This is a genomic window from Streptomyces sp. NPDC002104 (genome assembly GCF_053593795.1).
In genome coordinates this window covers 81993-104071 of the sequence record NZ_JBSFDF010000009.1, presented here as the reverse complement: position 1 = coordinate 104071, position 22079 = coordinate 81993, and the positions used below count along the sequence as shown (strand labels likewise).

Genomic DNA, 22079 nt, shown 5'->3' with positions numbered 1-22079 from the left:
CTGGAAGCTTGTGCAATGGCTTCAAAACTACGCTGCCGGTGAGCACCCCGGCAGTGCTTTCGTGTGACGATCGTAGGCCCGAGTTGACGGCTTGAAAGCCAGGACGGTGGTACTGTGCGCGCTTCCCTGATCCAAATCGCGGTGAATGAGGGGGAGTCGGTGGTTTCCCGCCGCTCCCGGGCAGCCGACCTCGTACGCGAACAGTCCGGCTCGGACCTCGTCGTGCTGCCCGAACTGTGGACCGTGGGCGCCTTCGCCTACGAGCAGTTCGAGACAGAGGCCGAACCGCTCGACGGCCCGACCTACGAGGCCATGGCCGCGGCCGCCCGCGACGCCGGGGTCTGGCTGCACGCCGGATCCTTCGTGGAGCGCGCGGGCGACGGCTCGCTCTACAACACCGCGCTCGTCCTCTCCCCGACGGGCGAGCTCGCCGCCACGTACCGCAAGATCCACCGCTTCGGCTTCGACCAGGGCGAGGCCGTCCTGATGTCCGCGGGCGAGTCCCTGACCACGGTCGCCCTGCCGGAGCAGACCCTGGGCCTCGCCACCTGCTACGACCTGCGCTTCCCGGAGCTGTTCCGCGGTCTGGTCGACGCCGGGGCCACGACGCTGGTCGTCTCCGCGGGCTGGCCGGCCCGCCGCCGGGGCCACTGGACCCTGCTGAACCGGGCGCGGGCCGTCGAGGACCAGTCGTACGTGCTGGCGTGCGGTACGGCCGGTACCAACGGGGGCGTGGAGCAGGCGGGTCACAGCCTGGCCGTGGACCCGTGGGGCGAGATCCTCGCCGAGGCGGGCCCGGGGGAGGAGGTCCTGACGGTGGACCTCGACCCGAAGAAGGTCGCCGAGACCCGCGAGCAGTTCCCGGCCCTGAAGGACCGCCGCCTCGGCCGCTGAGCCCGCGGTACGCACGTGCTTTACTCGCCCGGAGCCGCCGGGGGGCGGGGTCGGGGGCGCGTACGCGCGCGCGTACGGGGGCGGGGGCGGGGTGCGGGCCATGACGGATGTGACGACGGCTGTGAACAGGGAGGCGGGACCGGTGGAGCGGATCCACTGGCTCCAGCGCGCGATGGCCGGCCTCGCCACCCTCCTCATGGCCGTCATGACGGCCTGGGGTGCGACGTCCCCGATCGGCATGGTCCTGCTCCTCCCCTTCGTCGCCGTCGCCCGGACCCTCTTCGTCCGGGAGCGCGAGGCCTTCCGGACCCTGTGCCTCGTCCTCGGTGCGTTCGGGCTCGTCCTCGGGACCGTGCTGGCCGTCTTCGGCTTCTACCCGGTGATCCCGTCGGCCGTCGTCCTGCTGCTGGCCGCCACGGCCGATCCGCGCCGCCGCCCGGTCCTCGCCCGCGTGTACGCCGGTATCGCCGTGCTGGGGGCCGCGGCGGTGCTGACGCTCGCGGGCGCGTTGGCGTACGACGTCTGGCTGCGGCCCTCGTACGCGTTCTCGGTGGAGATCCCCGGCCCCCGCTACGGCGAGGACGGCCTCGCCAAGGGGGACCTGTGGCCGTACGGCGCGACGGGCATCCACGAGTCGCGCGTCGGTTCCGTGACCCGGCTGGAGGTCACCTACGACGAGAGCCTCACCGGAGCCGGGCGCACCGCCCTGCGCGAGGCCCTGGCGCGCCTCCCCGGCGCCGGCCCGGTCAAGGACTGCGGCCGCGGCGCCTGCGACTGAGCGGCCTGGTCCCCGACCTGATCCCCCGCCTAGTCCCCAAGGTGGTCACCGCCACCGCCACCGCCCTCCCGGTCCTTCTCCGCCATCCGGATCACGCACACGGCGACGGCCACGAGCAGCGAGGCGTCGGCGTCCTCGCGGACCACGTCGACGGCGTACGTCTCGCGGATCCGGTACCACTGGCGGGAGATCAGCGCGAGCAGCTCCCCGTCGTACTCGACCTTGAACTCCCGGTCCAGGATCCGCCCGCTGACATCGAGCTCGGTGCCCTCGTTGAGCGTCACCAGGTAGTGGTTGCGCAGCAGCGAGAACCGCTTCTTGCGGATCACCGCGAGCCGCCGCTCGTCCCGCTCCAGCGTCATCGCGTCGCGCAGGGCGAAGAGCTTCTCCCGCAGCGTGATGAGGATCCGGCCGTCGGGGTCCTTCAGCTCCAGGGTGTCCCGGAACCGCAGGGCCTTCCCGTCCACGAGGAAGGCGTGCCGGCCGTCCTCGTCCTCGATCCAGTAGTCGTCCCCGATGGCCAGCATTTTGTCCCGTACCAGGTATTTCACGCCCTCATCGCTGCCCGCGATAGGTTCCGGTCATGCCACTCCTCTACGTGACCGACCTGGCCTACCCCGCGCGTGGCCGCCGCTACGGCGACGAGGACGTCTTCCTCACCGCACGCCTGCGCGAGCACTTCCCGCTGGCCCTGTGCCACCCCCTGGACGCGGAGGCGCTCCTCCCGGCCTTCGACACGGTGGTCGTCCGCAACAGCGGCCCGGTCCTCCACCACCAGCAGGCCTACGACTCCTTCCGCGCGGCCGCCCTCGCCGCCGGCACCCGGGTCTACAACCCGCTGACCGGCCGGGGCGACATGGCGGGCAAGCAGTACCTCGTCGACCTGACGGCTTCGGGACACCCGGTCATCCCCACGATCGACGACCCGGCGCACCTGTCGCTGCTCCCCGCCTCCCCCTCCTACGCGGTGAAGCCGAAGCAGGGCGCGGACTCGATAGGGCTGACCTTCACCCCGCACCCGGACTGCGCCCCGGGGGAGTTCCTGATCCAGCCGCGCATCGACTTCGCGTACGAGGTGTCCTTCTACTTCGTGGACGACACCTTCCAGTACGCCCTGTACGCCCCGGACCCGGACCGCCGCTGGGAACTGGTCCCGTACGACCCCACCCCGGCGGACCTCGCCTTCGCCCGCACCTTCATCGACTGGAACACCCTCGACCACGGCATCCAGCGCGTGGACGCCTGCCGGGCCCCCTCGGGCGACCTCCTCCTGGTGGAGCTGGAGGACCTCAACCCGTACCTCTCCCTGGACCTCCTCCCGCCCGAGGTCCAGGACACCTTCGTCACGTCCCTGGTCCGCTCGCTCCACGGCTTCGGAGCCTGACGCCGGCCCCGCGGGAGGGCGGGGTCAGCGTTTGACCCGGCCGCGGACCGCGAGGGCGGCGAAGCCGAGGAGGACGGGCTCGGTCAGCCGGGAGGCCATCTCCGCGTAGGTGCCGACGGTGGTCAGGTTCTGTCCGGAGGAGCGGAAGACCACCGAGTTCACCACCACGCGCAGGCTCTTCTCGAACCGCTTGGCCGACAGCCGCTTCAGGAGCGGTCCGGACGGGTTCACGGGGTCCGGGGTGTCGGTGACCAGGCGGACGTTCTGGCCGACCACCCGGCCGGCCGACACGGGCTTCGGATCGTCCTGCGGCAGGCCCCACAGCATCATGAACAGCACGGTGGCGGCCATCGCCAGCCCGAGCCAGACCAGGGCGCGCGAGGCGCGCAGCCCGTAGCCGGAGAGGGCCCAGTACGCGGTGAGCAGGCCCCGTTCGGCACGGTTGCGGGAGGAGCGGTGCTCCAGGCGGCGCATCTCCATCTCCGCGTAGTAGAAGTCGGCGGCACCGGGCTCGTCCTTGCCGTCTTCGAAGCCCTTGCGGAGCTGCCGGTAGAGCGCGGCCAGTTCGGCCGGACCCGGCACGTGGGCGGTGCTTGGCGAGGCGCCGGGTACGTCCGGCACCCATCCGGCGCGCAGTCTGCGCCGGTGGAGGGGCAGGGCGCGCCAGTGGTGCTCCTCGGCCAGGGCGAGCCGGTCGGTCCAGCGCAGCGGGATCACCCTGAGCAGGTCGGTCCCCGCCGGGGTCCGGGCGAAGACGGTGTCCCCGCCCAGGCGGAGCTGGTCGAGGTGGAAGGCTCCGATGAACCGGCAGGCGGACAGGTCGGTGCCGGTCAGGACCACTTGGGCGGCGTCGACGCCCCGCAGGGACAACACCCGTACCCGGCCGCCGGCGCCCGTCTCGACCATCTCGGGGAAGGGCACCGCGTGGGCGGTGACCGCGAACGGCTGGGTGATCACGGCGTCCGACAGGTCCACGTCGGCGTACCGCAGGCGCAGGGTGGCCGTCGATTCCCACACGGTCCGGGTGCACGTCACGGACTCGGCGATGGCCTCGATCGTCACGGCGCGGCCGAAGACGGCGCGGGACAGGTTCAGCGATCCCTGGCAGAGCAGCGGACCCAGCCGGTTCGCGACGGAGAAAACCGCATCAATGAACAGGGCGCTGTTGCGGACCGAGACCCTGTCGAACAGGGCGCCGGCGCCGAATGACGCACCGCTGAACTGGGCGGTGTGAAAGGTCGCACTGCTGAACCGGGCCTCGGCATGGAACACCGCTTTGTCGAAGGAGGCGGTTTCCGGGAACACCACCTCGTCGAAATGGGCCTCGGCGTGAAACACCGCGCTGTGGAACCAGGCCCAGGCTTGGTCTTCGAACGTCACGGGCTCCGCACGAACCCTGAGGGGGGCGGCGGGGTCCTGCGAGCCGATGGCCGGCATGTTGATGTAGTACGTCGATCCGCCGAACCGGGCCTCGCCGTGGAACGTCGTACCGACGAACCAGGTGAAGGAAGCGAACTTCGCGTCCACGAAGCTGGCAGTGGACCGGAACGTCGCGTTGCCGAACCGGGCCTCACCCGCGAAGACCGTGCCCTGGAAGCCGGCATCGCCCGCGAACACCACACCCTCGAAGTCGGCTCCGGCGACGAAGACCGCGTGGTCGAACGAGGCCTTGCCGAAGCGCGTCTGCTCGGTGGCGGGGTCCCAGAGGGCGTTCAGGAGGACGACGGTCAGGCCCCGGGAGAACGTGACGCCCTGGTGCTCCACGTCGTCGCCGGGGGACAGCGATCCCAGGTACGAGGTGAGCTCGGCGGGAGTGAAGTGGGCCATGCAGCGGGACAGCCCCGCGGACTGCCGGCCCCGGCAGCCGACCGGGTCGGCCGGGCCCGCGCCCTCGCCGCAGTGCGGCCACTCGGGGGCGACGGGAGACGGTAAGGGCGAGGGCGCGGACGGCGACGTCATACCCGCAAGGACGGCCGGGAGCACCGCACGGTTGCCCGGCGGAGAGCCGCGCCCTAGGCGTGCGTACCCCGGGCGGCGGCCTGCCGTGCCACGTAGCGGAGGAGGGCCCAGATCGCCCCGGCGTTGACCAGCGCGCTGACCAGGATCGCGGCGACGAGGCCGAACTCGGCCCCGATGCCGAACTTGTCGTCCACGGACGTGTCCGGCGCGACCCAGTCCGAGGGGCGCGGGTCGGACTCCGGGTCGAAGTCCGACCCCGTGGGCACCGGCAGGGGAGGCGGCTCGACCCCGCCGGAGGTGGGCTCCACGACCGGGGCGGACTCGTCCAGGGCGTCCGCCGCCGGGCCGAAGCCGGCGGGAGCCGGCCGCATAACGGTCTGGTCACGGCGTGCGATCGCGTGCAGCAGACGGGGAGCGGGCTCCGTCAGGTAGGTCGGGGGAGCCAACGGGGCTTCGGGAGGGGAGCGGATGCTCAAGAGTCACGGGCCGGGTGGCCATGCGAAGCGCTGACGTTCCCGCCTTCACGGCCTTCGTGCGGGCACGGTCCTCGGCACTGTTCAGGACCGCACTGCTGATCACGGGAGAACGGCACGTGGCCGACGACCTCGTGCAGTCCACGCTGGAGCAGGTGTGCCGGCACTGGCGCAAGGTCCGCTCCGCCGACGCGCCGGAGGCCTACGCCCGCCGGATCCTGGTGAACCTCGCGAACGACCGCTGGCGCAAGCTGCGCGGCCGTGCGGAGGTCCCCCTGGACGACGGCATCGGCGGCATCGACGGCGTCGACGCCGCCGGGGGCGGGCACGCCGTCGACCCGTACAGAGGGCTCGTGGCCCGCGACGAGCTGATGCGCGGACTGCAGTCCCTGCCGGTCGGCATGCGCACCGTGCTGGTGCTGCGGTACTTCGAGGACCTCGACGACGCGGAGATCAGCCGCTTGATGAACATCTCGGCCGGCACGGTCCGGTCCCAGGTGGCCCGGGGCCTGTCGAAGCTCCGGTCGACCGTCGGTACACAGCCACTGCACGCGGGTTCGGAAGGGGCGGCATGAAGGACTTCGACCTGGAGGAGGAGCTGGCCGCGGCCATGTTCGACCGTGCGGCCCAGGAACCGCCCCGCGGCTACGACGTGGACGGCCTCATCGGGCGGGTACGGCAGCGCAGGCGCCGCCTGCGGACGGGTGCGGCGGCGGCCGCGGTCATCGTGGCCCTGGGCGCCGGCTTCGCCGTCCAGGAGGGCCGGGACCACACCTCGCCGCCGGTACCGGCGGCGACCGCGCCGAGTCCCGACATGCCTCCCGCCCCCACCCCCTCCCTGCCCCCCCAGCCATCGCCGAGCGACCCGGCCCGGACGGCGAACAGCCTGTTCCTCCTCGCCCTGGCCCATCAGAGCCCGGCCACCCGCTCCTGGGTGGATCCTGCCCAGGTGGCGGCGCTGTTCGCCAACGAGCCCACGTACCGGCGGATCTGGGGCACCGACTCGCTCGGCGTGACCTGCGGCGAGTCGGTCGACGGCGTGCTGATGGCAGGTCAGGTCCTGTTGTACCGGGGGACCGAACCGCTCGACCGGAGCCCTTCCCTCACTTTCGACGCGACCACGGGGAAGGTGGTGGACGTGACCTGCACGGCGAACGCCGGAGGCGGCAAGGGCGGCGATCCGACGGTCTCCGGCTTCTACGGCGGACTGGTGGCGGCCACCAAGGCCGGTGACTCCACCGCCCTGGAGACCCTCGGGAAGCAGTTCGTGGCCCCGCACCTCCGATCGGCCGGGGCCCAGGGTCCGACCGCCGGCACCTGCTCCCACCCCACGCCCCCCTTCTGGCTCGCCAGTAACCCCTCGTCCGCCACCGTCACCCACGGATGGAACCTGAGCCTCGGCGACTACCGCTTCCTGATCGAGATCGACGAGAACGGGAAGATCGCCGTCGCCTGCGGCGGCTGACCCGGACCGCGCCCGTACGGTGCCGCGCATGCCCTGAGCAGGCGCTTCGTGTGGGCGTGATCCGGCGTTCACGGGTGGATGGCAAGCTTGAAGGATGAACGATGCTGCCCCGGCGCCCACCCCCGCGCCCGCGCCCCGACGACGTGCCCGTGTCCGTGCCCCCGAGCTGATCGGCAAGGGCGGCTGGCTCAACACCGGCGGGAAGGACCTGACCCTCGCCGACCTGCGAGGACGGATCACGATCCTCGATTTCTGGACCTTCTGCTGTGTGAACTGCCTGCACGTGCTGGACGAGCTGCGCGAGCTGGAGGAGAAGCACCGCGACACCGTCGTGATCGTCGGTGTGCACTCGCCGAAGTTCGTGCACGAGGCCGAGCATTCCGCCGTCGTCGACGCCGTCGAGCGGTACGGGGTGCACCACCCCGTGCTCGACGATCCCGAGCTGGCGACCTGGAAGCAGTACGCCGTCCGTGCCTGGCCCACGCTCGTGGTGATCGACCCCGAGGGGTACGTCGTCGCGCAGCACGCCGGGGAGGGGCACGCGCACGCCCTCGCGAAGCTCGTGGAGGAGCTGGAGGCCGAGCACGGGGCCAAGGGGACGCTGCGGCGCGGGGACGGGCCGTACGTGGCGCCCGAGCCGGTGGCGGGGGACCTGCGGTTCCCCGGGAAGGCGCTCGTACTGCCCTCGGGGAACCTGCTCGTCTCCGACACGACCCGGCACCAGCTGGTGGAGCTGGCTCCCGACGGGGAGAGCGTCGTACGGCGCATCGGCGGCGGGGAGCGCGGCTTCGGGCCGGAGGCCTTCAGCGAGCCGCAGGGGCTGGCGCTGCTGCCCGACGGGACCGTCGTCGTCGCCGACACCGTCAACCACGCGCTGCGGCGCTTCGACCCCGCGACCGGGGCCGTGGAGACCGTCGCCGGGACCGGGCGGCAGTGGTGGCAGGGGTCCCCGACGTCCGGGCCGGCCCTGGAGGTCGACCTGTCCTCGCCGTGGGACGTGGCCTGGTGGCAGGGCCGGGTGTGGATCGCGATGGCGGGCGTCCACCAGCTGTGGACCTGGGAACCGGAGAGCGACACCGTGGAGGTCGCCGCCGGGACGACCAACGAGGGGCTGCACGACGGGCCGGCCGCCGAGGCCTGGTTCGCGCAGCCGTCCGGGCTCGCGGCCACCGAGGACCGGCTGTGGATCGCCGACTCCGAGACCAGCTCGATCAGGTACGTCGAGGCGGGCGAGGGCGGCTACGTCATCCGTACCGCCGTCGGGTCCGGGCTGTTCGACTTCGGGCACCGGGACGGGGACGCCGCGCAGGCGCTGCTCCAGCACCCGCTCGGCGTCACCGCGCTGCCCGACGGGTCGGTCGCGGTGTGCGACACGTACAACCACGCCCTGCGGCGCTACGACCCGTCCACCGGGCAGGTCACCACCCTGGCGACCGATCTGCGCGAGCCGAGCGACGCCGTGCTCGTCGGGGACGACATCCTGGTCGTGGAGTCCGCCCGGCACCGGCTGACCCGGCTGCGCCTCCCCGAGGAGGCGGTACGGGTCGACGCGGTCGCCCACCGCACGCAGCGGGCCGCCACGGAGGTCGCCCCCGGCACGCTGCGGCTCGACATCGTCTTCCAGGCGCCGAGCGGCCAGAAGCTCGACACCCGTTACGGGCCCTCGACCCGGCTGCTGGTCTCCTCGACCCCGCCCGAGCTGCTGACGGCGGGCGACGGCCCCGGCACGGACCTCTTCCGGGAGCTCGCGCTGAACCCGGAGCTGACCGAGGGCGTCCTGCACGTCTCCGCGATGGCGGCGTCCTGCGACGACGACCCCGAGAACGAGTACCCGGCCTGCCACGTCCACCAGCAGGACTGGGGCGTCCCGGTGACCGTCACCCCGGGCGGCGCGACCCGGCTGCCCCTGGTGCTGGCGGGCATGGACGACTGAGTCGCTTCGAAAACGACCGTGCCCGCCGGGGGAACCCTCCGGCGGGCACGGTCATGAGCGGGTGGTGACGGCGGCTCAGCCCTCCAGGAAGGCCAGCATCACGTTGGCCAGGAGGTACGGGTCGTCCGCGCCGCACAGTTCGCGGGCGCTGTGCATCGAGAGGATGGCCACGCCGATGTCGACCGTCTGGATGCCGTGGCGGGCCGCGGTGATCGGGCCGATCGTCGTGCCGCACGGCATCGAGTTGTTGGAGACGAAGGTCTGCCACGGGACGCCGGCGCGCTCGCAGGCGTTCACGAACACCGCGCGGCCGCTGCCGTCGGTGGCGTAGCGCTGGTTGACGTTGACCTTCAGGATCGGGCCGCCGTTGGCGCGCGGGTGGTGCGTGGGGTCGTGCCGCTCCGCGTAGTTGGGGTGCACGGCGTGGCCGGTGTCCGAGGAGAGGCAGATCGCGCCGGCGAAGGCCCGCGCGCGGTCCTCGTAGGTGCCGCCGCGCGAGAAGACTGAACGTTCCAGCACGTTGCCCAGCAGGGGGCCGTCCGCGCCGGTGTCCGACTGCGAGCCGTTCTCCTCGTGGTCGAAGGCGGCCAGCACCGGGATGTGGTCGAGGGTGTCGCCGGCCGAGGCCGCCACCAGCGCCGCGACGGCCGCGTGGACGGACAGGAGGTTGTCCATGCGGGGGCCCGCGAGGAGCTCGCGGTCGCGGCCCAGGTAGGCCGGGGGCTCGATCGAATGGACCATCAGGTCCCAGCCGGCGACGGAGCCGCGTTCCAGTTCTTCCTCGTCCTCCAGGAAGGCGATCAGGTCGCCCTCGTGGACGTCGCCCAGGCCCCAGATCGGCTGCATGTGCCGCTGCTTGTCCAGCTTGAGCCCGTCGGAGTTCACCGACCGGTCCAGGTGCACGGCGAGTTGGGGTACGCGCATCAGCGCCCGGTCGATGTTGACGAGCCGTTCGGTGCCGTCGAGCAGGGTGAGGCGTCCGGCCAGGCCCAGGTCGCGGTCGAGCCAGGTGTTGAGCAGGGTGCCGCCGTAGATCTCCACGGCGATTTGCCGCCAGCCCTGGGAGCCGGTGTCGGGCAGCGGCTTGACCCGGAGGTTGGGGGAGTCGGTGTGCGCGCCGATGATCCGGAACGGCGTGTGCGCGGCCGCGCCTTCGGGCACGTACCAGGCGATGATCGCGCCCCCGCGGAGTACGAACTTGCCGCCCGTGCTCGCGTCCCACGCGTCTGTCTCGGCCAACTGCCTGAATCCGGCCTTCTCCAGCCGCTCGGCCGCGTTGGCCACGGCGTGGTACTGCGACGGACTCGCCGCCAGGAAGGTCATCAGGTCGTCGGTGTGGCCGCGGTCGAAGCGGGCGGCGGCGGGAGAGCTCATGTGGGTCACCTTAACGACGGTCGTGTTCGTCATGGCCGGACTGCGGCGGATGGCCGGAGGAAGGAGCCGCGGGGGTGTGGCCCGGGCCCCGGAGCTGGCTCAGCCCGGCGGACGGTCGAAGCGGCGCTGCAACTGTCTGCGCTCGCCCCGGCGGATGCGCGGGAGCATCTCCGGGGTCTGCGCGGAGCGCTGCGCGCGTCTCTTGCGTCCGGCGCAGAAGATACAGGCCTCACCGGGAGGGGCGTCGGGATCGATGGGTGCGCCGGGGTGCTCGGAGCATCCGGAGGCGTTGCGCGGGCGCGACAGTTCGCGGGCCACGATGAAGGCGCGGTGCAGGTCGTCGGCCATCGCGACGAAGTCCTCGGGGGGCGAGGACAGGCTCAGGTGGAAGCGCCGCTCCTCGACCGTGCGCAGCCGGGTCTGCAGCGCCTGGAGCGTGTACGGGGGCTCGGGCACGGGGTAGCCGAGCCGGCGCTGCTCCCCGACGGGCGGGGTGGCGGCGGCCGCGGCCCGCACGCCGCGCCCGCGCAGTCCGAGGCGGCGCCGGTCGTTGCAGATCAGGCAGCGCCCCCAGCCGTCGGGCGCCTCGGGGTCCAGGGCGCCGTTGGGGTGCTCCGGGCAGCCGGTGTAGCTCTTGGCGGGGGCGAGCCCGGCGGCGGTCTGGAAGGCGGTGTAGAGGGCGTCGGCCACCGATTCGTACTCGGTGGGGTGGGCGCCCTCGTAGAGCTCCTTGAGGTGGTCTCCGAGGCTGCCCACGGCGGACTGCAGCTCCTTGAGGGCATAGGGACGCCCGGTCGGGACCGAGTACCCCCTGCTGCCGCGCTGCTGCTCCTGTGGACTCATACCCCCGAGCGTCCCACGAACCACGGACATCCCGGGAAACCCGCAGACCACAGGCGGTACGGGGCCGTGTACGGGGCCCCATGGCGGCCGTCGGTCCCCGCGCACGCCGACGGCCGGGCCCCCGTGCGGAGGACCCGGCCGTCGGCGTGTACGTACACCGCGTACAACTCGGGGGGAGCGGACGGCGCCTAGAAGGCGGCCTCGTCGAGCTCCATCAGGGTGTTGTCGACGGACTCGGCGAGCGCGCGGGCCACGGCGACGCCCGGCAGGACCTCGGCGGCGAAGAACTTCGCGGCCGCGATCTTGCCGGTGTAGAACGGCACGTCCTTGGCGGAGGCGGCCGGCAGCTTCTCGGCGGCCACGGCCGCGCCCTTGAGGAGCAGGTAGCCGACGACCACGTCACCGGAGGCCATCAGCAGGCGGGTGGTGTTCTGGCCGACCTTGTAGATGTTCTTGACGTCCTCGCCGGTGGCGGTGAGGTCGACGACCATCTGGCCGACTATGGCCTCCAGGTCGACGGCCGCCTTGGCGAGCGCGTCGCGGGCCGGGGCCAGCTCCTCGCCGCCGTCGCCCTCGGCCAGGAACTTCTTGACCGTCTCGGTGAGGACGTTCAGGGCGGCGCCCTGGTCGCGGACGATCTTCCGGAAGAAGAAGTCCTGGCCCTGGATCGCCGTGGTGCCCTCGTAGAGGGTGTCGATCTTGGCGTCGCGGATGTACTGCTCGATCGGGTATTCCTGCAGGTAGCCGGAGCCGCCGAAGGTCTGGAGCGACTGCGCGAGCTGCTCGTAGGACTTCTCGGAGCCGTAGCCCTTCACGATCGGCAGGAGCAGGTCGTTGAGGCCCACCAGGGACGCGGTGTCCTCGCCGGCGGCCTGCTTGACCTGGATCTCGTCCTGGACGGAGGCGGTGTACAGCACCAGGGCGCGCATGCCCTCGGCGTACGCCTTCTGCGTCATGAGCGAGCGGCGCACGTCGGGGTGGTGCGTGATGGTGACCTTGGGGGCCGTCTTGTCCATGAAGTTGGCCAGGTCCGGACCCTGCACGCGCTCCTTGGCGTACTCCAGGGCGTTGAGGTAGCCCGTCGACAGGGTGGCGATGGCCTTCGTGCCGACCATCATCCGGGCGAACTCGATGATCATGAACATCTGGCGGATGCCGTCGTGCTTGTCACCGATCAGCCAGCCCTTGGCGGGGTGCTGGTCGCCGAAGGTCATCTCGCACGTGTTGGAGGCCTTGAGGCCCATCTTGTGCTCGACGTTCGTCGCGTAGACGCCGTTGCGCTCGCCCAGCTCGCCGGTCTCCCAGTCGAAGTGGAACTTCGGGACGAGGAAGAGCGAGAGCCCCTTCGTGCCCGGGCCGTGGCCCTCGGGGCGCGCGAGGACGTAGTGGAGGATGTTCTCCTCCATGTCGTGCTCGCCCGAGGTGATGAAGCGCTTCACGCCCTCGATGTGCCAGGAGCCGTCGTCCTGCTGGACGGCCTTCGTGCGGCCCGCGCCGACGTCCGAACCGGCGTCCGGCTCGGTGAGGACCATGGTGGAGCCCCAGCGCTTCTCGACCGCGAGCGCGGCGATCTTCTTCTGGACCTCGTTGCCCTCCTCGAAGAGGACGCCGGCGAACGCCGGGCCGGAGGAGTACATCCACACGGCCGGGTTCGCGCCCAGGATCGTCTCGGCGAAGGCCCAGATCAGGGAGCGGGGCGAGGTGGTGCCGCCGATCTCCTCGGGCAGGCCCAGACGCCAGTACTCGGAGTCCATGAAGGCCTTGTAGCTCTTCTTGAAGGACGCCGGGACGGGCGCGGTGTTCGTCGTGGGGTCGAAGACCGGCGGGTTGCGGTCGGCGTCCTCGAAGGAGGCGGCCAGCTCGTTCTCGGAGAGCTTGGTGATCTCGCTGAGGATCGTGCGGGCGGTCTCGCTGTCCATCTCACCGAACGGGCCGGTGCCGTACACGTTGTCGCGCCCGAGCACCTCGAAGAGGTTGAACTCGATGTCGCGGAGATTCGACTTGTAGTGCCCCATGGCGACGGCTCCGTTAAGGCTCGGTGAGAGTGGTTCCTCGTGCATACCAATCGGTAACGTAATGATGCTACCCACCGGTAATAAGAGCAACCCTTCCGTGGCGACTGTGACCAGGGTCAAGTTCGAGCTCGCACCAGACCGTCTTGCTCCCGGGCCCCTGGATGACACCCCATTGCAGCGCGATGGCGTCGAGCAGTGCTAGACCCCGCCCGGATTCGTCGCCGTCCGCGGCCTGCCGCCTTACGGGGCGTGCGTGCGGGTCGGGGTCGGTGAGCTCGACCCGCGTACGGGCTGCCCTTCCGGTGATCCGCAGCGTGACCGGCGTGCCTTCGCCCAGGTGGGTGAGGGCGTTGGTGAGCAGCTCGCTCACGCAGAGCTCCGCGTCGTGGCTCCCGAGGTGCTCCCGTACCGCGTGGCGGGCCAGGGGGACGGAGCCGGGGGTGACCAGGAGGTGGAGCGTGAGCTCGCTCATGGCGTGGCCAGGGCGTCGGCCAGTCGCTGCGCGGTGGCGGGGTTGCAGTTGCCGAGAGCGATGAGGGGTGGGCTCGTGTACCGCCCGGCGTAGGAGAGGAGGTGGAGGTCGAGGGAGGGGAGCGTGATGCCGTGCCCTGCGAGGGCCGCGCGGAGGTTCTCCAGGGCCTGGGTCGCCTCGTGGTCGTGGGGGTGGTCGCTCATGGGGCATTCCTTCACAGCGGGGAGTGACGAACTGCTCACAGGCTGGCGTGGCCGGGCGTAGCGTGGGAAGGGTTTCGAGTCCACAGCGCGAAGTGTGGAAAGTGGGGGTCGGTGGCTGCGAGTGAGGACCTTGACGGCTCGGCGAGTGTGTCGGCGTTCTACGGCAAGGAGTTGCGGTGGCGCCGCGAGCGGGCGGGGCTCACGCTCAAGCAGACCGTGGCGGGCAGCTTCTACGGCGTCAGCTACCTGAGCGAGATCGAGCGGGGCCAGCGGACCATGCCGGCGGATCTGGCGCAGCATGTGGACCGGCTCCTGCAGACGGACGGGTTCTTCGCGCGCGGGTGCGAGGACGTGTGCAAGTCGCGGAAGAACCTCGTCGCGCCGTACTTCCAGGACGCGTTGGAAATGGAGAAGCGTGCGCGGGACATCGAGGAGTGGAACCCGATGCTCCTCCCCGGACCACTCCAACTGGAGCCTTACATTCGGGAGCTCGTCCTCACCTTCAACCCGACGGACGACGAGTCGGAGATCGCGAGGAAGGTCGCCATGCGGCGCAGCCGCAAGTGGGTGTTCGAGGATCCCGACGGGCCGGTGTCGTGGGTCGTCCTGCACGAGTCGATCCTTCGGGACCCGATCGTCCCGGACCAGATCATGGCGGAGCAGCTGGATCACATCGCAGCTGTTGCGCGGCGCCGTCATTACGTTCCACAGATCCTTCCGTGGAACGCCGGGGCGCACCCGTTCATGATGGGATCGACCCTGCTCATGAGGTTCAGCGGAGCTCCGCCCGTGATGTACACGGAGGGCATGTACAGCGGCCAGCTCGTCGACGACCCGGGCATCGTGGAGCAGTACCAGCAGGCGTACAACCGTCTTCGGGCGGCGGCGCTGCCGCCCAAGACGTCCCTGAAGATGATCGAAGACGCTGCAGAGGACTTCGCAAATGGCAGCCATGCACGACGACTTGAGCGCCGCCAGGTGGCGCACGAGCAGCTACAGCACCGCCACGGAAGGACTCTGCGTCGAGGTCGCTGACGGAATCCCCGGGCTCGTCCCCGTTCGGGACTCCAAGGTGCAGGACGGGCCCGTCCTGATGGTCGGGGCCACCGCGTGGGCGGGCTTCGTCGCGGAGCTCAAGGCGCGCTGAGCGGGACCCGGCAACCGGGCCGGAGGCTCGCTTCGGTCCACTGACCGGAACTCGACGCACCCGCAGGCCCCCGCCTCGGTAGGCTTCGGGCCATGTACGGCTATGACCAGAACGTGAGCGCGGGGCAGCAGGGCGGCTACGCCCAGCCCCAGCAGGGCTACGCGCAGCAGCAACAGCCGCCGCTGTACCCCGAGCCCTCGCCGCCCTCCCTCGCGGACGCGGTACGCGCCTTCACGACCGGGTCGCTGTCCGCCGAGGACTTCCAGCAGATCTTCGCCTCCTCGAAGGTCTACTGCCCGCGCGGCGACACCCCGGGCTTCCTCGCGCTGCACAACACCCAGCAGCCGGTCATCCCGATGTTCACCACGCTCAAGGAGCTGCGCCGGTACGCCGGCAAGGAGTCCAAGTACTTCGTGATCACCGGCGCCGAGGTGATCGACCTGCTGCCCACCGGCTACGGCTTCGTCCTCGACATGGAGGGCGACCACCGGATGGTCTTCGACGCGAAGGCGGTCGAGCAGATGGTCGACTACGCCATGCGTCGCATGTACGGCTGAGGAGCCATGGCCGAGGGCTGACGAGGACCTCCCCCACATCACCTGCGTGAGCGAGCCCCTGCCCCCGGGGGAGAGCCGGCCCTCACGCCGGTCGCCGCGCAGCGTACGGACCAGCAGGCGGTTTTCGGCCGCCTGCGGCGGTGCTGCGCCTGCTGATCGACCTCGACACCGGCCTCCCGTCGGTCTCGGAACACGGCGGCGGCTGACCCCTCAGGCGCGGTGGCGGCGCCGCCAGAAGACCGCCGCCGCCGCGGCCAGGGTCACGGCGAGGGCGCCGTACGTCCACAGCGGGGCGAGGTCGGGGCGGTGCGCGAGGGAGGTGCGGACGCCCGCGAAGGCCAGCGCGCCGACCGCCTCGGCGCCGCCCTCCATGCCCACGAACCCCGTCGACCAGCGCAGCACCAGGCACAGGGCGAGGCAGAGGACGCCCCAGACGGCGAGGTAGGGCCACGGCGAGCCGGGCAGCGGCTCCAGCGGGAGGCCGGTGGCCGCCCAGCGGTAGGTGGCGTACCCGAGGGCCACGACCGCGGCCGTGACGGCGCCGGACCAGCCCAGCGAGGCGAGCACGGGCCGCGCTCTCCCGCGCCCGGCGCCCACCTCGCCGTCCACTTCCGCGTCCACTTCCGCCTCCACTTCCGCGTCCGCGTCCGCCTGCGCGCCGTCGGCCTCGTGCGCCGGGGTGGTGGGGGTGGTCACTGATCGGGCTCCTGTCGTGCGGTGCGCATCGGTGGATGCGCGTCGGTCATCGTGTCGGTCGTCGCTTCGGTCATGAGGACGCCCGTCCGGGGCCCCGGGTTGGCCGGGCGCAGGTTTCGGCGGTACCCGAAAGGATCGCGGCGCGGTCCGCGAGTCCCGAATATCAGTGCTGCGGGGACACTCCCCGCTCCGACCGACAGGGGGACCGTGATGTCACGTACACGTACGTCCTTACGCACGAGCCTGCGCACGAAGCTCGCGGCAGTGGCGGCCACGGGGGTGATGGCGCTGGGTACGGGGGTCCTGGCGGCATCGCCCACGCAGGCCGCCACGGCGGCGGCCGACTGCCCGTACACGTACTTCTGCGCCTACGAAGGGCCCAACTACACCGGCCGCTCGCTCAAGATGTGGCAGTGCAGCGATGTCCGGTGGGTGCCGTGGACCGGCACGAACGGCTCCTGGATCAACAACCAGACCCCGGGCACGCGTGCGGTGTTCTCGCTCTCCAACGGGTCGAGCGCCTCCACGTACGGCGCCTATTACGCGGTGTCCGGGGGCATCGACTGGCGCACGGTCTACTACATCGACCCTTGCTAGAGCGGTCCCCGTTCCGAGCTCCACCTGAGGAGGCAGCAATGACTCGAACCACCCGTACGCGGCTGCGCGCGAAGGCCGGCGCGGTGCTGGCCGCCGTGGCCCTGGCCGTGGGCGTGGGCGTCCTCGCGGCGGCCCCGGCCGAGGCCGCGACCGCGAGCCTGTGCCGCTATCCCGCTCCGTCCTGCAGCGGCTGAGCGACCGGCGCACACTGAGCAACGGGCCCCGGGGGAATTCCCCCGGGGCTCCTTCTGTTCTGTCGGGTGGCAGAAAGTTCGGGTTTCAACTAAACTCGACGCCAGAAGGAGGTTCCGACCATGCCTGCAGTGACTGTGGAGAACCCGTTGACGCTCCCGCGCGTCGGGGAGCCGGCCCAGGAGACGACCGCCCGCAAGGTGCTGGCCGTCACGACCGCCCCGGGTGGCTTCGAGGGCGAGGGGTTCCCGGTGCGCCGTGCGTTCGCCGGGATCAACTACCAGTACCTCGACCCGTTCATCATGATGGACCAGATGGGCGAGGTGGAGTACGCGCCGGGCGAGCCCAAGGGCACCCCCTGGCACCCCCACCGCGGCTTCGAGACCGTCACCTACCTGATCGACGGAACCTTCGTCCACCAGGACAGCAACGGCGGCGGCGGCGTCATCAACGGCGGCGACACCCAGTGGATGACCGCCGGCAGCGGCCTGCTGCACATCGAGGCCCCGCCGGAGTCGCTCGTGGTGTCCGGCGGGCTCTTCCACGGCCTCCAGCTGTGGGTGAACCTCCCCGCCTCCGACAAGATGATGCCCCCGCGCTACCAGGACATCGGCGGCGGCCAGGTCCAGCTCCTGTCCACCCCGGACGGCGGCGCCCTGCTCCGCGTCATCGCCGGTGAACTGGACGGCCACCACGGCCCCGGCATCACCCACACCCCGATCACGATGATCCACGCGACGGTCGCACCCGGCGCGCAGATCACCCTCCCGTGGCGCGAGGACTTCAACGCCCTGGCCTACGTACTGGCGGGGCGCGGCTCGGTCGGCGAGGACCGCCGGCCCATCCACACCGGGCAGACCGCGGTCTTCGGCGAGGGCGGCTCGCTGACCCTGCGCGCCGACGAGGGCCAGGACTCCAACGCCCCCGCGCTGGAGATCGTCCTGCTCGGCGGGCAGCCGATCCGGGAGCCGATGGCGCACTACGGGCCGTTCGTGATGAACAGCAAGCACGAGCTGCAGCAGGCGTTCGACGACTTCCAGGCCGGCCGCCTGGGCCGCATCCCCACCACGGAGCGCACCGGCCTCGGCCACCGCGGCACGGGCGAGGCCGACACCGAGTCGTAGGCCCGCGTGCCCCTCGTGCGGCGAAGCCCCCGGCCCTCATCGGCCGGGGGCTTCGCCGTGCCGCCGTGCCGCCGTGCCGCCGTGTCGCCGTGCCGCCGTGCCGCCGTGCCGGCGCATCAGTGCGCGGCAACCAGCGGATCATGGCTGGAACTTGATCGTTCCGGGCCGAGGAGACGGTGGACCAACCCGCGCCCACGTCCTATTCTTTGGGCGCTCGGCCCGGAAGGTGCCGGCAGACCCGCCCCGGTCCGCCCCTGGCGGATCCGCCGGGCGAGGCCGGAGCGCCCCCTCGTGCCGACTCGCCCCCTCGTGCTCAGCCCGTCGGCTGATCCGCGTAAACCCGCGAGGCGCAAAGGACAGGGATGGCGCAGGACATGGGCACGACGGTCGACGTGGCTGAGCCGAGCCTCCCGGAGTCCGGCATACCCGGAACGCCGGAGACGGCGCAGGCGCTGGAGGTGGCCGACGCGGCCGAGGCGGCCGACGCGGCGCGCGGGATGTCCGGGCGTCGGCGGTGGCTGGCGGCCGTGGCCGTGGGGGCCGTGATCGCCACGCTCGGCGGGCTGGGTGCCGCGCTGCTGGTGAAGTCGCCGGCGCAGGTCGCCGCGGACGCCGCCGCGCCCCGGGCCGACGTGCTGACCGCGACCGTGGAGCACCGGGTGCTCACCTCGTCCGTCATCACCCGTGGGCAGGTCGTCGCGGGACAGACGGTCGAGGTGGTTCCCCAGGTGACCGCCGGGGTGGGCGCCGCGCGTCCGGTGATCACCAAGCTGCGGGTCCGGCCCGGGGACACGGTCAAGCCCGGTCAGGTGCTGATGGAGGTCTCCGGGCGGCCCGTGTTCGTGCTGGAGGGCAGCCTGCCCGTCTACCGGGACCTGGTTCCGGGCGCCACGGGTGACGACATCGCGCAGGTTCAGCGGGCGCTGAAGGCGCTGGGCCATTCCTCCGCGCCCGACGCCACGGGCAGTTTCGGAGCCGGGACCAAGGCCGCGCTCACCTCCTTCTACAAGGCCGTGGGGTACAGCCCGGTGTCCGCGAACGGCGCCGAGGGCGACCCCGTCGCGGAGGCCCGCAGCCAGGTCACCGCCGCCCAGCGGGCACTGGAGGACGTACGGAGCGCACAGGCGGAGGCGTCCAGGCCGGTTCCCGGGCCGAGTGCCGAGCCGGGCGGCGAGCCGGGTTCCAGGCCGGGTGCCAAGCCGGGCGGCGAGGTGGCGGGCACCGGCCGTGGCGACGGAGGGAAGGCCGTGCGCCGGGCGCAGGAGGACCTGGCCGAGGCGAAGAAGAAGCTCGCCGCCGCCGAAGCGGCCGCCGGGCCGAAGCTGCCCGCGGCCGAGGTGGTGTTCCTGCAGAGCTTCCCGGCCCGGGTCGACTCGGTGGTCGCGAAGGTGGGCGCCGAGGCGACCGGTACCGCCATGACGCTCTCCGCCGGCAAGCTGGTGGTGCAGGCGTACGTACCCGAGTACCAGAAGGACCTCATCCAGGCAGGGCGCGCGGCCGAGATCTACTCCGAGGTGACCGGTCTGTCCGCGAAGGGCGAGGTCACGCTCGTCTCCGACAAGCGCTCCGAGCCCGGCTCCTCGTCCGCGCAGGCGAAGCCCGGCGCGGACGCGCCCGCGCCCGGCGGCCAGGGGGCGACCGGGTGGCTCGTGGAGATCACCCCCGGTGCGCCGCTCAAGGCGGAACTGACCGGCCAGGACGTACGCGTCACCGTCACCGCGGCCTCGACGGACGGCGAGTCGCTGGTCGTACCGATCACCGCGATCAGCTCCGGGGCCGACGGCCGGACCACCGTCACCGTGCTGGAGGGGAGCGGGGAGCGGCGCCGCGTGGAGATACGGGCGGGCACGGCCGGGGACGGCTTCGTGGCCGTCACCCCCCTCGCGGACGGCACGCTGGCGGGCGGCGACCGGGTCATCACCGGGGTGGCCCGCGAGAAGGCCTCCCCGTGACCGGCCTCCCCTTGACCGGCTTCCCCGTGACCGGCCTTCCCGTGACCGGCCTTCCCGTGACCGTGAACGTGGCCTCCGAGCCGGTCATCGAGTTCCGCGGGATCGGGCTGACCTATCCCGGTCCGCCTCCCGTGGCCGCCCTCAGGGCCTGCGACCTGACCGTCGGGCGGGGCGAGTTCGTCGCCGTCGTCGGCCCGTCGGGTTCGGGGAAGTCCACGTTCCTGAACATCGTCGGACTGCTGGACGCGCCCACCGGCGGCACGTACCTCCTGGACGGCATCGACACCGGCACGCTCCGGGACGCCGACCGCACCGCGCTGCGCGGGCTGCGCATCGGGTTCGTGTTCCAGTCCTTCCATCTGCTGCCCCAGCGCAGCGCGTTGGAGAACGTCATGCTCGCCCTGGTCTACGACGGCACCCCCCGCCGGGAGCGGCGCGCCCGTGCCCGCCACGCGCTGGAGCAGGTGGGCCTCGGCCACCGTGTCGGCTCGCTGCCCACGCGGCTGTCCGGCGGGGAACGCCAGCGGGTGGCCATCGCACGGGCTCTGGTGACCCGGCCGTCCCTGCTGCTGTGCGACGAACCGACCGGCAACCTCGACACCGCCAACGCCGATGCGGTGCTCGCCCTGTTGGAGCGGCTGCACGCGGACGGCATGACCGTACTGGTGATCACCCACGATCCGCTCGTCGCCGCCCGCGCCAAGCGCACGGTGACGATCCGGGACGGGGTGCTGAGCGTCTCGGACGCGGCCGGGTCCGCGGTGGCCGGATGAGGACGCTGTGGCGCGCCCGGCGCAGGAGCGGCATCCGGCCCTCCGTCTTCGGCTGGCGCGACGTGCTGTCCGAGTCCCTCGCCGGGATGCTCCAGCGGCCCGGCCGTTCGGCGCTGACCGCCCTCGGGACGGTGCTCGGCGTGGGCACGTTCGTGGCGATCCTCGGGCTGACCGCCACCACCTCGTCGCAGATCGACACCCGGTTCAACGCCCTCAGCGCGACCGAGGTGAACGTCGAGGACATCGCCCACGAGCGGAACGAGTTCGCCGGGCCCGCCTTCCCGAAGGACGCCGACGCCCGGATCGAAGGCCTCAACGGCGTGGAGCACGCCGGGGTGTTCTGGCCGGTGAGGCTGTCGTCCGAGGAGACGGTGAGCGCCTCCGCCGTCGCCGGGGACCGCCGCACCCAGGGCAGTACCGACGTCGTGGCCGCCTCGCCCGGGGTGCTCGCCGCGGCGGGCGCGCGCCTGGCCGAGGGAAGGCTCTACGACGCCTACGCCTCCGAGAACGAGGCGCCGGTGGCCGTGATCGGGACGGGGGTCGCCGACCGGCTCGGCATCACCACGCTGGAGACCAACCCGGCGGTCTTCATCGGCGGCCGGCCGTTCACCGTGATCGGCATCGTCGCCGACACGGACCGCAAGGCCGACCTGCTGATGTCGGTCGTCGTACCCCGCACCACGGCCGAACGGATCTGGGGCGAACTCGACTCCGGCGGGGCGAAGATGCTGATCACGACCAGGATCGGCGCGGCCGCGCAGATCGGGCACGAGGCCCCTACGGCGCTGCGCCCCGACCACCCCGAGTACTTCAAGGCCGTTCCGCCGCCGGACCCCAAGATGCTGCGGGGCCAGGTCGGCGACGACCTGAACCGGCTGTTCCTGCTGCTGGCGGCCATCTGCCTGGTGATCGGGGCCGTCGGCATCGCCAACACCACCCTGGTCGCCGTCCTGGAGCGCACGGGGGAGATCGGTCTGCGCCGGGCGCTCGGCGCACGCGGGCGCCACATCACCGTGCAGTTCCTCGCGGAGTCCGGTGCGCTCGGCGCGCTGGGCGGGCTGGTGGGGACCTCCCTGGGCGTCCTGACCGTGGTGACGGTCGCCGTGGTCCGCGACTGGACCCCGGTGGTCCACCCGGCGACGGCGGCGGCGGCGCCGGTCATCGGACTGGTGACGGGCCTCGTCGCCGGCCTCTACCCCGCGGGGCGCGCCGCCCGCATCCAGCCGGCGGAGGCCCTGCGCCGCTGAG

Annotated in this window: 24 protein-coding genes; 15 read left to right on the top strand and 9 right to left on the bottom strand. The window is 72.0% G+C overall.

The window, feature by feature from the left end; all coding sequences use genetic code 11:
* The first annotated feature begins 114 nt into the window (after nucleotides 1-114).
* Together ACWCP2_RS11030 and ACWCP2_RS11025 are read left to right on the top strand one after the other, a co-directional pair.
* Nucleotides 115-894: a carbon-nitrogen family hydrolase gene (locus ACWCP2_RS11030; RefSeq protein ID WP_450908290.1), complete on the top strand. Its 780-nt coding sequence runs from the start codon at nucleotides 115-117 to the stop codon at nucleotides 892-894.
* A gap of 100 nt (nucleotides 895-994) precedes the next feature.
* On the top strand, nucleotides 995-1672 hold the full coding sequence (locus ACWCP2_RS11025; RefSeq protein ID WP_450908289.1) for a hypothetical protein: 678 nt from the start codon (nucleotides 995-997) through the stop codon (nucleotides 1670-1672).
* 29 nt (nucleotides 1673-1701) lie between these two features.
* Here the strand turns inward: ACWCP2_RS11025 and ACWCP2_RS11020 are convergent, their stop codons facing one another.
* On the bottom strand, nucleotides 1702-2223 hold the full coding sequence (locus ACWCP2_RS11020) for an LURP-one-related/scramblase family protein (RefSeq protein ID WP_450908288.1): 522 nt from the start codon (nucleotides 2221-2223) through the stop codon (nucleotides 1702-1704).
* Nucleotides 2224-2255: 32 nt separating this feature from the next.
* On the opposite strand from ACWCP2_RS11020, the gene ACWCP2_RS11015 reads away from it, so the two are divergent.
* The gene (locus ACWCP2_RS11015) at nucleotides 2256-3056 is read left to right on the top strand and encodes a hypothetical protein (protein WP_450908287.1); all 801 of its coding nucleotides are present in this window, start codon (nucleotides 2256-2258) and stop codon (nucleotides 3054-3056) included.
* A gap of 24 nt (nucleotides 3057-3080) precedes the next feature.
* On the opposite strand, the gene ACWCP2_RS11010 is transcribed toward ACWCP2_RS11015, so the two are convergent.
* The gene (locus ACWCP2_RS11010; RefSeq protein WP_450908286.1) at nucleotides 3081-5015 is read right to left on the bottom strand and encodes a pentapeptide repeat-containing protein; all 1935 of its coding nucleotides are present in this window, start codon (nucleotides 5013-5015) and stop codon (nucleotides 3081-3083) included.
* 53 nt (nucleotides 5016-5068) lie between these two features.
* Nucleotides 5069-5461 carry a hypothetical protein gene (locus tag ACWCP2_RS11005; RefSeq protein WP_450908285.1) on the bottom strand — a complete coding sequence of 131 codons (393 nt, stop codon included), beginning with the start codon at nucleotides 5459-5461 and terminating at the stop codon, nucleotides 5069-5071.
* Nucleotides 5462-5511: 50 nt separating this feature from the next.
* On the opposite strand from ACWCP2_RS11005, the gene ACWCP2_RS11000 reads away from it, so the two are divergent.
* The 3 genes from ACWCP2_RS11000 to ACWCP2_RS10990 all read left to right on the top strand — a co-directional run bounded on the left by ACWCP2_RS11000 (nucleotide 5512) and on the right by ACWCP2_RS10990 (nucleotide 8886).
* Nucleotides 5512-6063 carry a SigE family RNA polymerase sigma factor gene (locus ACWCP2_RS11000; protein WP_450908284.1) on the top strand — a complete coding sequence of 184 codons (552 nt, stop codon included), beginning with the start codon at nucleotides 5512-5514 and terminating at the stop codon, nucleotides 6061-6063.
* Nucleotides 6060-6953, top strand: coding sequence for a hypothetical protein (locus ACWCP2_RS10995; RefSeq protein WP_450908283.1), 894 nt, complete (start codon nucleotides 6060-6062; stop codon nucleotides 6951-6953). Before ACWCP2_RS11000 ends, ACWCP2_RS10995 begins: the two co-directional genes overlap by 4 nt.
* 94 nt (nucleotides 6954-7047) lie before the next feature.
* Complete coding sequence (locus ACWCP2_RS10990; RefSeq protein ID WP_450908282.1) at nucleotides 7048-8886, top strand: NHL domain-containing thioredoxin family protein; 1839 nt, start codon at nucleotides 7048-7050, stop codon at nucleotides 8884-8886.
* A 75-nt stretch (nucleotides 8887-8961) separates the two neighbouring features.
* Here the strand turns inward: ACWCP2_RS10990 and ACWCP2_RS10985 are convergent, their stop codons facing one another.
* The 5 genes from ACWCP2_RS10985 to ACWCP2_RS10965 form a co-directional block, all read right to left on the bottom strand.
* Entirely contained in the window at nucleotides 8962-10260 is a 1299-nt protein-coding gene (locus ACWCP2_RS10985) for a M18 family aminopeptidase (RefSeq protein WP_450908281.1), read from the bottom strand.
* Nucleotides 10261-10359: 99 nt separating this feature from the next.
* Complete coding sequence (locus ACWCP2_RS10980; protein WP_450908280.1) at nucleotides 10360-11103, bottom strand: hypothetical protein; 744 nt, start codon at nucleotides 11101-11103, stop codon at nucleotides 10360-10362.
* 188 nt (nucleotides 11104-11291) lie between these two features.
* On the bottom strand, nucleotides 11292-13118 hold the full coding sequence (locus tag ACWCP2_RS10975) for an acyl-CoA dehydrogenase (protein ID WP_450908279.1): 1827 nt from the start codon (nucleotides 13116-13118) through the stop codon (nucleotides 11292-11294).
* A 67-nt stretch (nucleotides 13119-13185) separates the two neighbouring features.
* Nucleotides 13186-13590 (bottom strand): ATP-binding protein, encoded by a 405-nt coding sequence (locus ACWCP2_RS10970; protein WP_450908278.1) that lies wholly within the window; start codon nucleotides 13588-13590, stop codon nucleotides 13186-13188.
* Entirely contained in the window at nucleotides 13587-13793 is a 207-nt protein-coding gene (locus ACWCP2_RS10965) for a hypothetical protein (protein WP_450908277.1), read from the bottom strand. Before ACWCP2_RS10965 ends, ACWCP2_RS10970 begins: the two co-directional genes overlap by 4 nt.
* A gap of 111 nt (nucleotides 13794-13904) precedes the next feature.
* Here ACWCP2_RS10965 and ACWCP2_RS10960 point away from each other — a divergent pair, with 111 nt between their 5' ends.
* The 3 genes from ACWCP2_RS10960 to ACWCP2_RS10950 all read left to right on the top strand — a co-directional run bounded on the left by ACWCP2_RS10960 (nucleotide 13905) and on the right by ACWCP2_RS10950 (nucleotide 15497).
* On the top strand, nucleotides 13905-14828 hold the full coding sequence (locus tag ACWCP2_RS10960) for a helix-turn-helix domain-containing protein (RefSeq protein ID WP_450908276.1): 924 nt from the start codon (nucleotides 13905-13907) through the stop codon (nucleotides 14826-14828).
* Nucleotides 14737-14940, top strand: a complete 204-nt coding sequence (locus tag ACWCP2_RS10955) for a DUF397 domain-containing protein (protein ID WP_450908275.1) — start codon at nucleotides 14737-14739, stop codon at nucleotides 14938-14940. Before ACWCP2_RS10960 ends, ACWCP2_RS10955 begins: the two co-directional genes overlap by 92 nt.
* A gap of 92 nt (nucleotides 14941-15032) precedes the next feature.
* Nucleotides 15033-15497, top strand: a complete 465-nt coding sequence (locus ACWCP2_RS10950; protein ID WP_450908274.1) for an SseB family protein — start codon at nucleotides 15033-15035, stop codon at nucleotides 15495-15497.
* A gap of 210 nt (nucleotides 15498-15707) precedes the next feature.
* Here ACWCP2_RS10950 and ACWCP2_RS10945 read toward each other — a convergent pair whose 3' ends face one another.
* Nucleotides 15708-16193 (bottom strand): hypothetical protein, encoded by a 486-nt coding sequence (locus ACWCP2_RS10945; protein WP_450908273.1) that lies wholly within the window; start codon nucleotides 16191-16193, stop codon nucleotides 15708-15710.
* 210 nt (nucleotides 16194-16403) lie between these two features.
* Between ACWCP2_RS10945 and ACWCP2_RS10940 the strand changes: the two genes are divergently transcribed.
* The 6 genes from ACWCP2_RS10940 (at nucleotide 16404) to ACWCP2_RS10915 (ending at nucleotide 22078) form a co-directional block, all read left to right on the top strand.
* Complete coding sequence (locus tag ACWCP2_RS10940) at nucleotides 16404-16790, top strand: peptidase inhibitor family I36 protein (protein WP_450908272.1); 387 nt, start codon at nucleotides 16404-16406, stop codon at nucleotides 16788-16790.
* Nucleotides 16791-16828: 38 nt separating this feature from the next.
* Nucleotides 16829-16984, top strand: coding sequence for a hypothetical protein (locus ACWCP2_RS10935; protein ID WP_450908271.1), 156 nt, complete (start codon nucleotides 16829-16831; stop codon nucleotides 16982-16984).
* Between the two features lie 120 nt (nucleotides 16985-17104).
* Nucleotides 17105-18106 carry a pirin family protein gene (locus ACWCP2_RS10930; RefSeq protein ID WP_450908270.1) on the top strand — a complete coding sequence of 334 codons (1002 nt, stop codon included), beginning with the start codon at nucleotides 17105-17107 and terminating at the stop codon, nucleotides 18104-18106.
* 362 nt (nucleotides 18107-18468) lie between these two features.
* Nucleotides 18469-20058: a peptidoglycan-binding protein gene (locus ACWCP2_RS10925; protein ID WP_450908269.1), complete on the top strand. Its 1590-nt coding sequence runs from the start codon at nucleotides 18469-18471 to the stop codon at nucleotides 20056-20058.
* A gap of 62 nt (nucleotides 20059-20120) precedes the next feature.
* Nucleotides 20121-20831: an ABC transporter ATP-binding protein gene (locus ACWCP2_RS10920; RefSeq protein ID WP_450908372.1), complete on the top strand. Its 711-nt coding sequence runs from the start codon at nucleotides 20121-20123 to the stop codon at nucleotides 20829-20831.
* On the top strand, nucleotides 20828-22078 hold the full coding sequence (locus ACWCP2_RS10915; protein WP_450908268.1) for an ABC transporter permease: 1251 nt from the start codon (nucleotides 20828-20830) through the stop codon (nucleotides 22076-22078). The genes ACWCP2_RS10920 and ACWCP2_RS10915 overlap by 4 nt, the downstream gene beginning before the upstream one ends.
* Nucleotide 22079 lies beyond the last annotated feature (1 nt).